Origin of the sequence: Pseudomonas sp. FIP_A4 (assembly GCF_036701605.1) — a bacterium.
In the GTDB taxonomy this organism is placed as follows: domain Bacteria; phylum Pseudomonadota; class Gammaproteobacteria; order Pseudomonadales; family Pseudomonadaceae; genus Stutzerimonas; species Stutzerimonas phenolilytica.
In genome coordinates this window covers 24,303-37,042 of the sequence record NZ_JAYDXP010000126.1, presented here as the reverse complement: position 1 = coordinate 37,042, position 12,740 = coordinate 24,303, and the positions used below count along the sequence as shown (strand labels likewise).

Genomic DNA, 12,740 nt, shown 5'->3' with positions numbered 1-12,740 from the left:
CTCAGGCCGAGTCCCGCATGTGTTCGGCGAGGGTGTCCATGCATGAATCCAGGCGCTGCTGGCAGCCGATATCGGCTTCGGCCTGGGCAGTCAGCACGCGGCATTCGCCGAGCGCCAGCTTGTCGTCCGGCACCAGGCGCCAGGCGGCGGCGCGCTCCGGGGCCAGCTCGCGAATGCGCGCGCACTCCTCCGGGTTGAGGTGAATGCGCACGTCGTCCTGGTCGCCGGGCATGGCATTCAGCGCTTCCTCGGCGAGGGTCAGCAACTGCGTGGGGTGCAGGGTCAGCTCGCAGCGGATCACCTGCTTGGCAACCTTTTGCACCAGCTCCAGCAGCTCTTCGCGGCGTGCCTGCTGGTAATCGCGCTGGAAGTGCTCAAACATCTCGATCAACCGGTCCAGCGGCCGCGCAGCAGTCTCGAAGGCCTGGCGCCCCTGCTGACGCCCCTCTTCGCGGCCGATGCTGCGGCCATCCTCGACGCCGCGCTCGAAGCCCTCGCGATGCCCCGCCTCGCGGCCCTGCTCGAGGCCCTCGCGGTAGCCCTTGTCGATGCCTTCCTGAAAACCGTCGGCCACCGCGCGTTGCAGCGCCGCCGGATCGCCGGCCAGACCCTCGGCGAGCTGCGCCGGGGCCTTGACCCGTGGCGGGAACCGGAACGGCCGCCAGCTGCGGCCCGCGCCCTTGACCACCTTGACCGTCATCTCATTCCACCGTCTGTTCGCGGAACAGCTGCACCTGCAGCTCGCCATCGGCGGACATCTCGCGGACCACCGCCATGATGTCCTTGCGCACCTGCTCGACGCGCGACAGCGGCACCGGGCCCTGGCGGCGGTTGATCGATTCCATCTGCTGCGCCTGACGCTTGGGCATCGCGCCCTGAATCGCCCGCACCAGCGCCGGCTCGGCACCCTTCAGCGCGACTACCCATTCTTCCAGCGGAATCACTTCCAGCAGGGTCTGCAGCACGTCCTGGTTCTGTCGCGAGAGGATGAAGAAGTCGTACATCTCATCCTCGATCTTGCCGACCAGCTCCTCGTTGTGCGCGCGCAGCAGCTCGAACATCTGGTCGCGGTTGCCCTTGAAGCGGTTCATGATGTCGGCCGCCTGCTTCACCCCGCGCACCTGCGAGCCCTGAGTGCTGAGCACGCGCAGGCTGCGGTCGATCAGCTGCTCCAGCTCGGCGATCACGTCGCTGTTGACCTCCGAGAGGTTGGCGATGCGGTAGAGCAGCTCGTCCTGGCGCTCGGCCGGCATGCATTCGAGCACCTCGGTGGCCATGCCCGGCGGCAGGAAGGCGAGGAACACCGCCTGCATCTGCGCGTGCTCCTTGGCGATCAGCGCGGCGAATTGCTTGGGATCGAGCCATTCCATCTTGGCCATCTTGGCGCGGATTTCCTCGCCATAGATGGAGTCCAGCAGCGAGCGGGTGATGTCGCCGCCCAGCGCCTTGCCGAGCATGCCGGCCAGGTAGCTGCGCGAGGCGCCCTTGATGCTGCTCTGCTCCTTGTAATCGTCGAAGAAGCGGCTGATCACGTCGGAGACCATCGGCTGCTTGACGTTGGACAGTCGCGCCATCGCCTGGCTGATGCTGATGATCTCCTCGCGCGAGAAGTTGCGCAGGATGCCGGCGGATATCTCGTCACCCATGCTCAGCATGAGGATCGCCGCCTGGTCGAGCGAACTGACCGAACGCAGCTGCAGCGGGCGCGGCTTGATCTCCTTGGCGGACGCGGTGTCCTGATCAGCCGGCTGGGTTGAGGTCTCTTTCATTGCGCCCTATCCAATGCTTGATGACTTCCGAGACGCGCTCGGGATCGTTCTTGGCGAGCATCTGCAAATGCTCGATCTGCAACTCCAGGCCCGAGCCCGGCGCCGGCAGACGGATTTCCGAAAGCGGGTTGAGTTCGCCGAAGATGTGCGGGCCGTCAGTCTGGCGCGGGCTGACCAGCGCCGGCCGCACCTCGCTTTCCAGCGCCGCGGCGACACCGGCCGGGGCCAGCGTGCCTTCCAGCGGCTCCGCCTGCGGCAGCTGCGCACCGTCGCGCTGAGTCAGGTTGCGCACCGCCGGGCGAACCACGATCAGCAACAGCAGCAGGGCGATCAGCCCGGCGACGCCGACCTTGGCCAGCGCATGCACCTGGCTGTTCTCCCACCAGGGCAGCGTTTCGGCAGGATTCTCGACCGCCGCGAAGGGCAGCACGCTGAGGGTCAGCAGGTCGCCACGCGCCTGCTGGAAGCCCACCGCGCTGCGCACCATGGCTTCCAGCTCGGCACGCGCTGCCTCGCTCCAGCCACCTTCCGGCGCGGCGGCGGCATTGAGCACCACCGCCACGCTCTGCTGACGCAGGGCGAAACCGGCGTGCTTCACATGGATCACGCTCTGGTCATAGTCGAGCTGGCGGGTAGATTCCTCGCGCAGCGAGGTGGCGCCCTTGGTCTGCTTGTCCGCCGCTGCGGGCTCCTCGCCTTCTTGCGGCGGGCCGACCGGGCGGTTGCTCAGCGAGCCGGGCACGCCGAGGGCCAGCTGATCCAGCGCGCTCTCGTTGCTCAGCACCTCGCGACGCAGACGCGGCGCATCGCCGAAAGCCTGGAGGGTTTCCTCCTTCTGGCTGAAGTCGATGTCCGCCGCCACGCTGATGCGGTAGTTGCCGCTGCCCAGCACCGGCGCCAGCACCTGCTCGATGTTGGCCACCGCCTGCTGCTGGTAATCCTCCACGGCGCGCCAGTTCTGCGCCGGACCGCCGCCGACGTTGAGCCCGCGCGACAGCAGCGCACCGTACTGGTCGACCACGCCGACATCTTCCGGCTTGAGGTTGGGCACGCTGTTGGCCACCAGATTGACGATGGCAGCGACCTGATCGCTGCTGAGCTTGTAACCGGCATCCAGCTGCAGCATCACCGAGGCCTTGGTCGGCGCCCGCTTGCTGATCACGAAGGAGCTGTTCTCCTCCTGCGCCAGATGCACCCGCGCATGCTGCACGCCCTTGAGTGCCATCACCGTGCGCGCCAGCTCGCCTTCCAGGCTGCGCTTGAGGCGCACGTCCTGGACGAACTGACTGGTGCCCAGCGGCTCTTCCTGATCGAACAGTTCATAGCCGGCCGGTTGGCTGACCTTCACGCCCTTGGCCGAGAGCAGCATGCGCGCCTGCGCCAGCTGGTCCTCGCGCACCAGGATCTGCCCGCTCTGCGGGTGGATGCGGTACTGCAGGGCCTCGGCATCGAGCACCTGCATCACCTCGGCGGCGGGGAACGACTCGCCGGCGCCGTGCAGCGCGCGGAACGAACCGCTGTCGCGCCAGAGGTAGAACACCACCGCCACGGCCAGCGCCGCGGCGACCACCGCCATGCCGGCGAGGGTGATGCGCGGATCGGGTCTCAGCCCGCCGGCGGGCAACTTGCTTTTGATTGTCTGCAGCACGTCTCAGCTCTCTGGGCCGCTTACAGCGGCATCCGCATGACGTCGTCGAACGCCGTGGTCAGTTTGTTGCGCACCTGCAGCAACGCGGAAAACGACACGCTGGCCTTCTGGCTGTCGATCATCGCGCCGACCAGATCGTCACTCTTGCCACTGTCGACCGCCGCCATCGCCGCGCTGGCCTGGTGCTGTTCGGCATCCACCGAACGCAGGGCGGCCTCGAACGAGCCGCCGATGCCAGCGGCCGGCCCGCTCGCCGGGCGGATCGGCTGGCCGTCGGCGGCCTCTGCCAGTTGCTGCATCCGGCCCAGCAGCTGCTGCTGGACCTGCATGATGGAACTCATCGCTGCTCTCCCCGATTGTTCAGAAATTCAGCTCGATGCCCTGCTCGCGCATGGCATTGAGGCGATAGCGCAAGGCGCGCGAAGTCATGCCCAGGCTCGCGGCGGCCTTGGCCTTGTGGCCGTCGAAACGGCGGATGGTGTCGATCACATGCTGGTATTCGGCCCACTTGCCGCTGGCGCGCAGCGCCGCCTTGCCGTTCTCCACCGCCACCGCCAGCGGCTTTTCCAGCCGTGCCTCCAGCGGCGCCGGCGCCGCCAGGCCGAGGTCCTGCGGCTGGATGAACAGGCCGTTGCGCAGCACCAGAGCGCGCTGCACGGTGTTTTCCAGTTCCCGCGCATTGCCCGGCCAGTCGTGCTGCAGCAGCGCGCGGCAGGCGTCCTCGGTGAGCAGGTCGGTGTCGGCGTCCTGCGGCGCGTACTTGCCGATGAAGCGCCGCGCCAGTGGCAACACGTCTTCCTTGCGCTCGCGCAGCGGGCTGATGTGCAGCGGCAGCACGTCGAGACGGAACATGAGGTCGGCGCGGAAGCGGCCCTCGGCGACCTCCTGCTGCAGGTCGCGGTTGGTGGCGGCGATGATGCGCACGTTCAACTCGATCTCGCGGCGCCCGCCCAGACGTTCGACACGCTGTTCCTGCAGCACGCGCAGCAGCTTGGCCTGCAGCCCCAGCGGCAGCTCGCCGATCTCGTCGAGCAGCAGGGTGCCGCCGTTGGCCAGCTCGAACTTGCCCGGCTGGGCGCTCACCGCGCCGGTAAAGGCGCCTTTTTCGTGACCGAAGAGAATGGATTCGAGCATCTGCTCGGGGATCGCCGCGCAGTTCACCGCGACGAACGGCGCCTCGGCGCTGGCGGAGAAGCGATGGATGTAACGCGCCATCAGCTCCTTGCCGGTGCCGGTCTCGCCGGTGATCAGGATCGGCGCGCGGGTCAGCGACACGCGCTGGGCCATCGCCAGCAGGCGGCGGCCGGCCTGCGAGCAGGAGACGAAGCTTTCCTGCGCCGCGTTGGCGTATTCCTGACGGCGCAGCAGTGCGGTCAGCTGGCTGTCGCTGAACGGCGACAGCAGGTAGTCGACGCAGCCGAGCTCCAGCAGCGCGGCGGCCTTTTCCTGATCGGCATACTGCACCACCGGAATCACGCTGATGTGGCGCACCCGCTGCACCAGCGCGTTGACCTGCGCATACAAGGCGTGCGCCGGCAGCCCACCGATGACGATGAAGACCAGTGCGACATCCTTCAGCAGCGCCTGATCGAGGCGTTCGAAGTTCTCCCGCGCGACAACTTCACAACCCTCTTTGCGCAGCCGTTCGCGCAATAAATGGCAACCTGCCTCGGCACTTTTGCCAATCACCACCACATGCTTGCGCGCCGGCAATTCATCGAATAGCTCGTCGCATGAGTAATTCATCGCCTGACTGACACTCTTCAATGTAACCACCTTGCCGCAGAGGGCGCCTGCGCAAATAAGCCGCAGTCACGCCGGATATCTTTTGCAGAAAATTTTTTAAGAAAAGTTTAATCCAACTGAAACTTTCGTCGCCCTGAAAGTCCAACTACCAAATCTCACGGAGACAGGCCAGGACAACTGCGCGCACGCTAACAACCCCTCGCCGCCGCTGACCAATCAGTTGCGCTTAAACCGAATCATTAGTTAACAGCTGAGCTCAAAAAAGCTCATTTGATATCTATTGATTTAACCCAACCTCGCGCCCATGCCTAGATTGGCGGCAGGTTGGCGCCGTGCCCGCTGCTTTCGTGCGCGCGCCGTACTCGACCTCTGCAACAGCCGCCGAGCGATTATGCCGGCCCACTTTTCAGCACCAGGAATACAGTTCACAACATGTCTGGCAATTCCAAAGTCCACCATGGCGTGCCCGCCCAAAGCCTGACCACACTGAAACCGCAGAAGTTGGGACGGCATCACCACAAGATCCCGCAGTACATCAAGGAAACCACCAACAAGAACCCGCGCCTGATTGCCGATTACTTCGTGCGCAACTACCGCATCAGCCTTGAACTGAACAAGATCGAAGTTCAGGAACAGATCGAGCAGGCGCCCGATTGCATGTATCGCTCGGCGATGGGCAAAGTGGGTTTTTCCATTGATCGCGAATTACTCACCGAAGCGCTGGAGTGTTATTACGGCGGCACCATCGTGCCGACGCAGAACACGCCGCCGATCAGCACCTCCGAACAGCGCATGCGCAACCGGCTGGGCATGGACATCGCCGACATCTTTGCCCGCTCGATCCTCTCGGGCGAAACCTTCGGCAAGCTCGACAGCTACCGCAACGACTATGAGGAAACCAGCTGGGAGTACGTCGCCGAATACCGCTACCTGAGCCACATCACCGGCAGCCTGTCGTCGATCTACATCTATCTGGACACCGACCTGGTCGACGAGCTGACCAGCCGCCTGGCCGGTCCGCCTCCGGCGCGCCTGGCCGGCAACCCCATCGATCACATCAAGCACCTGCCGGTGCGGCTGGACTGCGTGGTGGCGGCAGCACAGATGCCGCTGGCGCAGGTCCTCGACCTGCAGCTCAACGACATCCTCATGCTGCGTCCGCTGGATCGCTACGAGGTGCGCATCAACCAGCAGAAGCTCTATCGCGGCACCATTTTCGAAGAGGATGGCGCCCTGTTCCTCACTTCACTTGAAAGCGTGAACCCCCAATGAACGGCCAACTTTCCGACAATGATTTCGAGCAGCTCATCAACGACGGCGACCTCAACCTCGATGCCGTCGTCGAGCCGGTGGTCGAGCCGGCGGCAGCGCTGCCAGCCCCGCGCCAGGACCTGAGCTTCTTCGGCAAGATTCCGGTGAATGTCACCCTCGAGGTCGCCTCGGCGGAGATTTCGCTCAAGGAGCTGATGGAGTGCGACACCAGCAGCGTCATCGTGCTCGACAAGCTGGCCGGCGAACCGCTGGACGTGAAGGTCAACGGCACGCTGTTCGCCAAGGCCGAGGTGGTGGTGATGAACGGCAACTACGGCCTGCGCATCGTCGAGCTGTCCGGCACCAGCCTGGACGCCCTCGCCCGATGAATCCGCGTCGCGGCCTGCTGCTGCTCGGCCTGCTGCTGCTCAGCCTGCTACCGCTGGCCGCGCAGGCCGCCGGTGGCGAGATCACCCTGTTCAACCTGAACGACACCGAGAACGGCCAGGCCTTCTCGGTGAAGCTGCAGATCCTCATCATCATGACGCTGCTCGGCTTCCTGCCGGCGATGCTGATGATGATGACCTGCTTCACCCGCTTCATCATCGTGCTGGCCATCCTGCGCCAGGCCATCGGCCTGCAGCAGAGCCCGCCGAACCAGGTGCTGATCGGCATCGCGCTGATCATCACGCTGCTGGTGATGCGCCCGGTCTGGCAGGAGATTCACAGCCAGGCCTACCAGCCGTTCCAGAACGACGAGATCAGCCTGGAACAGGGCCTCGACGCGGCCAAGGGCAGCCTGTCGCGCTTCATGCTGGCGCAGACCAACCAGAACTCGCTGCAGACCATGGTCGCGCTGGCTGGCGAGGAACTGCCGGAGGACCTCGCCGAGCTGGATTTCTCGCTGCTGCTGCCGGCGTTCGTGCTGAGCGAGCTGAAGACGGCGTTCCAGCTGGGATTCATGATCTTCGTGCCGTTTCTGGTGATCGACCTGGTGGTGGCCAGCGTACTGATGGCGATGGGCATGATGATGCTCTCGCCGATGATGATCTCGCTGCCGTTCAAGTTGATGGTGTTCGTGCTGGTGGATGGTTGGGTGCTGTTGATGGGCACGCTGACCACCAGTGTTCAGCCGTTTTAGGTGATGGCGATGTTGGCTGCCGCCTGGTCCGCGCCCGCTTGCGTAGGGTGGAAAACCGCAAAGCGTTTTCCACCAATGGAGGCGTGCAGGTTTGTGTCCGGCGCGGCGCTTTCCTCGGCGGGGACTTTCTGTTGCGCCTTGCACGGCGCCTCACTTTTCTTTGCACGCGCAAAGAAAAGTAAGCAAAAGAAAACGCGCCCCTTCATTCGGGTCCGGGAGCTTCGCCCCCGGACTTCCCTCCTTCCGCCAGCACTCCGGGGGTCGGCGTACAAGGGCCATCCCTGGCCCTTTACGCCTCTCGCGGCATCCATGCCGCTCGTCCCCCTGCGCGCTGGCTCCACTCGGCCGTCTGCAAGGGGAAGAGTGGTGTCGCCTATTGGGCCGCGCATGGAAAAGCAAAGCGAAGCCAGCAACTGCTCCTTCAGGCAACTCGGACCGGGATCCCCTTCAGGAGGCCGAACGCAGGCGTTGCGCAGGGGGACGCGAGGCATGGACGCCGAGCGAGGAACGAAGGGGCAGGGACGCCCCTTCGTGACGTGCCTCCGGAGCGACGCCGCAGTGAGGGAAGTCTGGTCGCGTAGCGGCCAGACCCGGATGCAGGGGGCGCCTTCTCTTTGGTTACTTTCTCTTGGCGAGACAAGAGAAAGTGACGCGCCGTGCAAGGCGCAACCGGTAGCCCGGGCCGAGGAAAGCGCTGCGCCGTTCTCAGGCATAGGCGCCCAACAAGGTGGAAAACGCTGCGCGGTTTTCCACCCTGCGGCTCTTGGCCAGAAGAACACACAGAAGGCACCTCCCGCCCCAAAGGCCACACCCGCATGCCGACCGCCGCGCCACCCCGGCCCGTACCAAACGCCCACCGCCAAGGTGCCCCAATGCTGACCCCCGACACCGCCGTCAACATCGTCTCCAACGCCATCCACATCATCGTGCTGGTGGTCTGCGTGCTGATCGTGCCGAGCCTGCTCGGCGGCCTGTTGATCAGCATTTTTCAGGCCGCCACGCAGATCAACGAACAGATGCTCAGCTTCCTCCCGCGCCTGCTGATCACGCTCGGCATGCTGGTGTTCGCCGGGCACTGGATCCTGCGCACGCTCTCCGATCTGTTCATCGAGACGTTCCAGCAGGCCGGGCGCCTGGTGGGCTGAGCATGAACCACGACGCGCTGCTGCACGCCGGCCACTACCTGCAAGCGCTGCAGGCCTACTGGTGGCCGTTCTGCCGGATCATGGCGGTGTTCAGCCTGGCCCCGCTGTTCAGCCACAAGGCCATTTCGGTGCGCGTACGCGTGCTGCTGGCGCTGGCGCTGACGCTGGCGCTGAGCGCCGCCTTGCCGGCACCGCCGGTGCTCGATCCGCTGTCGCCGGCCGGCCTGCTCACCGCCCTCGAGCAGGTGGCGATGGGGCTGTTGCTGGGGCTGGCGCTGCTGCTGGTGTTCACCGTGTTCACCCTGATCGGCGACATCGTCTCGACCCAGCTCGGCCTGTCCATGGCACTGCTCAACGACCCCATGAACGGCGTGTCCTCGGCCTCGATCATCTACCAGCTGTACTTCATCATGCTGGCGCTGCTGTTCTTCAGCATCGATGGCCATCTGGTGACGGTGAGCATCCTCTACCAGAGCTTCGTGCACTGGCCGATCGGCAGCGGCATCCATTGGGACGGCCTGCAAACCATCGCCTGGTCGCTGGCCTGGGTGCTCTCGGCGGCGCTGCTGATCGCGCTGCCGATCGTCTTCTGCATGACCCTCGTGCAGTTCTGCTTCGGTCTGCTCAACCGCATCTCGCCGGCGATGAACCTGTTCTCGCTGGGCTTTCCGATGGCGATCCTCGCCGGCCTGACGCTGATCGCGCTGACCCTGCCGAACCTCGCCGAGGCCTACCTGCACCTGACCCGCGACCTGCTGGACAAGCTCGGCGTGCTGCTCGGGAGCGCTGCGCATGTCTGAGCAGAACAGCGCCCAGGACAAGACCGAAGAGGCCTCCGAACAGAAGCTGCGCAAGAGCAAGCGCGACGGCCAGGTCGCGCGCTCCAAGGATGTCGCCACCACCGTGTCGCTGCTGGTCACGCTGCTGGTGCTCAAGCTGAGCATCGGCCTGTTCTTCGACGGCATCCAGCAGAGCTTCAGCTACTCGTTCATCAACTTCGGCCACAGCGAAATCGGCCTCGACGACCTCAAGCTGGTGATGCTGCACAACCTGCTGGTGTTCATCTGGGTGCTGCTGCCGCTGCTGCTGACGCCGCTGCTGGTGATCGTCTTCGCGCTGGTGCCGGGCGGCTGGGTGTTCGCCTCGAAGAACTTCGCGCCCAACTTCGGCAAGCTCAATCCCATCACCGGCCTGGGCCGCATGTTCGGTGCGCAGAACTGGAGCGAGCTGGCCAAGTCGCTGCTGAAGATCGCCACGCTGCTCGGCATCGCCGTCTGGCAGCTGCTGCATGCCGCGCCGCAGTTGATCGCGCTGCAACGCACCGATATCGGCAACGCCATCGGCAGCGCCTTTACCCTGACCTTCGACCTGGCGATCTCGCTGCTACTGGTGTTCGTGCTGTTCTCGCTGATCGACATTCCACTGCAGCGCTTCTTCTTCCTGAAAAAAATGCGCATGACCAAGCAGGAGCGCAAGGAAGAGCACAAGAACCAGGAAGGCCGCCCCGAGGTGAAGGCGCGCATCAAGCAGCTGCAGCGCCAGCTGGCGCAGCGGCAGATCAGCAAGGTGATGAAGACCGCCGACGTGGTGATCGTCAACCCGACGCACTATGCGGTGGCGCTCAAATACGACCCGAAGAAGGCCGAGACGCCGTTCGTCATTGCCCGCGGCGTCGACGAAATGGCGCTGTACATCCGCAAGATGGCGCAGGCCAATCACTGCGAGGTGATCGAGCTGCCGCCGCTGGCGCGGGCGATCTACTTCAGCACGCAGGTCAACCAGCAGATCCCGGCGCCGCTGTATACCGCGGTGGCCCACGTGCTGACCTACATCCTCCAGCTCAAGGCCTGGAAGCAGGGCCGCCGCCAGGCGCGCCCTGAACTCGCCAGGCACATTCCCATTCCCGAAGAACTGTTCAACCGAGCCCGCTCATGAGCCTGATGCAAAAACTCACGCCGACCTTGCGCAGTGGCCGGATCGGCATTCCCGTGCTGATCCTGTCGATCCTGGCGATGATCATCCTGCCGCTGCCGCCGCAGCTGCTGGACATCCTGTTCACCTTCAACATCGCCATGGCGATCCTGGTGCTGCTGGTCAGCGTGTCGTCGAAGAGTCCGCTGGACTTCTCGCTGTTTCCCACGGTGATCCTGGTCACCACGCTGCTGCGCCTGTGCCTGAACGTCGCCTCGACGCGGGTGGTGCTGCTCGAGGGCCACACCGGCACCGGCGCGGCGGGCAAGGTGATCGAGGCCTTCGGCGAGGTGGTGATCGGCGGCAACTTCATCGTCGGCCTGGTGGTGTTCGTGATCCTGATGATCATCAACTTCATCGTCATCACCAAGGGCGGCGAGCGCATCTCGGAAGTGACCGCGCGTTTCACCCTCGACGCCCTGCCGGGCAAGCAGATGGCCATCGACGCCGACCTCAACGCCGGCACCCTGACCCAGGACGAAGCCAAGGCGCGGCGCCAGGAAGTGGCCAAGGAAGCGGACTTCTACGGCGCGATGGACGGCGCCTCGAAGTTCGTCCGTGGCGATGCCATCGCCGGCATCCTGATCCTCTTGATCAACCTGTTCGGCGGCTTCGCCATCGGCGTGTTCGTCTACGCGCTGGATGCCGGCGAAGCCTTCCGCCAGTACGCCCTGCTGACCATCGGTGACGGCCTGGTGGCGCAGATTCCGGCGCTGCTGCTGTCCACCGCGGCGGCGATCATCGTCACCCGCATCAACGAATCCAGCGACATCACCAGCCAGGTGCAGCGCCAGCTGCTGGCCAACCCGGCGACGCTCTACACCGTGGCCGGCATTCTCGCCGTGCTCGGCCTGGTGCCGGGCATGCCGCACCTGGCGTTCCTCGGCTTCGCCGCGCTGGTCGGCTTCATCGGCTGGCGGGTGTCGCTGCAGGCGCCGCCGGCGGCCGGTGCCGATCTCAAGGAGATCCAGGCGCTCGGCCAGGCGATGGACAAGGAGAAGGCGCAGAGCCTGGCCTGGGAAGACATTCCGCTGGTCGAGCGGCTGTCGATTTCGCTAGGCTACAAGCTGGTCGGGCTGGTCAACGAGGCGTCCGGCGCACCGCTGCCGGCGCGGGTGCGCGGCGTGCGGCAGACGCTCTCCGAGCACCTGGGCTTCCTGCTGCCGGAGGTGCAGATCCGCGACAGCCTCAGGCTCAAGGCCTCGCAGTACGACATCTACATCAACGGCGAGAAGATCGACGGCGCCGAGCTGCACGCCGACCGCCTGATGGCGATTCCCTCGCCGGAGCTGTATGGCGAGATCGACGGCATCCTCGGCACCGACCCGGCCTACCGCATGCAGGTGGTGTGGATTCAGCCGAACGACAAGCCGCGCGCGCTCAACCTCGGCTATCAGGTGATCGACTGCGCCAGCGTCATCGCCACCCACCTGAACAAGGTCGTGCGCGAACACCTGCCGGAGCTGTTCAAGCACGACGACGTCGAGCACCTGATGCAGCGCCTGACCCTGCAGGCGCCCAAGCTGGCGGAAAGCCTCAAGGCGGCGCTGAGCTACACCCAGCAGATGCGCGTCTACCGTCAGCTGCTGCAGGAGGAGGTGCCGCTGCGCGACATCGAGACCATCGCCAGCACCCTGCTCGAATGCAGCGAAACCACCAAGGACCCGGTACTGCTGGCCGCCGACGTGCGTTATGCGCTGCGCCGCAGCATCGTCTCGATGATCGCCGGCGACCGTCGCGAGCTGACCGTGTTCGTGCTGGAGAACGCGCTGGAGAACACCCTGCTCAACGCCCTGGCCATCGCCCAGCAGGCCGGCCAGGTCAGCCTGGACAACATCCCAGTGGAACCGAGCCTGCTCAACCAGCTGCAGAACAGCATGCCGGTGGTGAAGGAGAAGCTGCGCAAGGACGGCCATCCGCCGATCCTCACCGTGATGCCGCAGCTGCGCCCGCTACTGGCGCGCTATGCACGGGTGTTCAGCCCGGGGCTGCATGTGCTGTCGCAGAACGAGATTCCCGACCGCGTTGGCGTACAGATTCTCGGCACGCTCGGCTGACCGGCGCGCGCC

13 protein-coding genes are annotated in these 12,740 nt (G+C 65.1%); 7 read left to right on the top strand and 6 right to left on the bottom strand.

The window, feature by feature from the left end; genetic code table 11:
• Position 1: 1 nt before the first annotated feature.
• From fliH to U8L64_RS13395, 5 genes are read right to left on the bottom strand one after another with little or no spacing between them, the layout of a single operon-like run.
• On the bottom strand, positions 2-700 hold the full coding sequence (fliH, locus tag U8L64_RS13415; RefSeq protein ID WP_054094172.1) for a flagellar assembly protein FliH: 699 nt from the start codon (positions 698-700) through the stop codon (positions 2-4).
• 1 nt (position 701) lies between these two features.
• Positions 702-1,769, bottom strand: a complete 1,068-nt coding sequence (locus tag U8L64_RS13410) for a FliG C-terminal domain-containing protein (protein WP_043298640.1) — start codon at positions 1,767-1,769, stop codon at positions 702-704.
• Complete coding sequence (gene fliF, locus U8L64_RS13405) at positions 1,741-3,417, bottom strand: flagellar basal-body MS-ring/collar protein FliF (RefSeq protein ID WP_333398047.1); 1,677 nt, start codon at positions 3,415-3,417, stop codon at positions 1,741-1,743. Before fliF ends, U8L64_RS13410 begins: the two co-directional genes overlap by 29 nt.
• A gap of 20 nt (positions 3,418-3,437) precedes the next feature.
• Entirely contained in the window at positions 3,438-3,758 is a 321-nt protein-coding gene (fliE, locus tag U8L64_RS13400; protein ID WP_234303086.1) for a flagellar hook-basal body complex protein FliE, read from the bottom strand.
• A 19-nt stretch (positions 3,759-3,777) separates the two neighbouring features.
• Positions 3,778-5,163 (bottom strand): sigma-54 dependent transcriptional regulator, encoded by a 1,386-nt coding sequence (locus U8L64_RS13395; RefSeq protein ID WP_333398190.1) that lies wholly within the window; start codon positions 5,161-5,163, stop codon positions 3,778-3,780.
• 432 nt (positions 5,164-5,595) lie between these two features.
• Between U8L64_RS13395 and U8L64_RS13390 the strand changes: the two genes are divergently transcribed.
• Genes U8L64_RS13390 through fliP form a run of 3 tightly spaced genes read left to right on the top strand, consistent with a single transcriptional unit; the run spans position 5,596 to position 7,555 of the window.
• Positions 5,596-6,435, top strand: a complete 840-nt coding sequence (locus U8L64_RS13390) for a FliM/FliN family flagellar motor switch protein (RefSeq protein ID WP_237263649.1) — start codon at positions 5,596-5,598, stop codon at positions 6,433-6,435.
• Complete coding sequence (fliN, locus tag U8L64_RS13385; protein ID WP_043298631.1) at positions 6,432-6,803, top strand: flagellar motor switch protein FliN; 372 nt, start codon at positions 6,432-6,434, stop codon at positions 6,801-6,803. Before U8L64_RS13390 ends, fliN begins: the two co-directional genes overlap by 4 nt.
• Positions 6,800-7,555 carry a flagellar type III secretion system pore protein FliP gene (gene fliP, locus U8L64_RS13380; RefSeq protein ID WP_043298629.1) on the top strand — a complete coding sequence of 252 codons (756 nt, stop codon included), beginning with the start codon at positions 6,800-6,802 and terminating at the stop codon, positions 7,553-7,555. Before fliN ends, fliP begins: the two co-directional genes overlap by 4 nt.
• On the opposite strand, the gene U8L64_RS13375 is transcribed toward fliP, so the two are convergent.
• Positions 7,552-7,761, bottom strand: a complete 210-nt coding sequence (locus U8L64_RS13375; RefSeq protein ID WP_054094176.1) for a hypothetical protein — start codon at positions 7,759-7,761, stop codon at positions 7,552-7,554. The two genes, fliP and U8L64_RS13375, sit on opposite strands and share 4 nt — an antisense overlap.
• A 666-nt stretch (positions 7,762-8,427) precedes the next feature.
• Between U8L64_RS13375 and U8L64_RS13370 the strand changes: the two genes are divergently transcribed.
• Genes U8L64_RS13370 through U8L64_RS13355 form a run of 4 tightly spaced genes read left to right on the top strand, consistent with a single transcriptional unit; the run spans position 8,428 to position 12,728 of the window.
• On the top strand, positions 8,428-8,700 hold the full coding sequence (locus tag U8L64_RS13370; protein ID WP_008567494.1) for a flagellar biosynthetic protein FliQ: 273 nt from the start codon (positions 8,428-8,430) through the stop codon (positions 8,698-8,700).
• Between the two features lie 2 nt (positions 8,701-8,702).
• On the top strand, positions 8,703-9,500 hold the full coding sequence (fliR, locus tag U8L64_RS13365) for a flagellar biosynthetic protein FliR (protein ID WP_175415064.1): 798 nt from the start codon (positions 8,703-8,705) through the stop codon (positions 9,498-9,500).
• On the top strand, positions 9,493-10,635 hold the full coding sequence (flhB, locus tag U8L64_RS13360) for a flagellar type III secretion system protein FlhB (protein ID WP_333398046.1): 1,143 nt from the start codon (positions 9,493-9,495) through the stop codon (positions 10,633-10,635). The genes fliR and flhB overlap by 8 nt, the downstream gene beginning before the upstream one ends.
• Positions 10,632-12,728 (top strand): flagellar biosynthesis protein FlhA, encoded by a 2,097-nt coding sequence (locus U8L64_RS13355; RefSeq protein WP_043294842.1) that lies wholly within the window; start codon positions 10,632-10,634, stop codon positions 12,726-12,728. The genes flhB and U8L64_RS13355 overlap by 4 nt, the downstream gene beginning before the upstream one ends.
• Positions 12,729-12,740 lie beyond the last annotated feature (12 nt).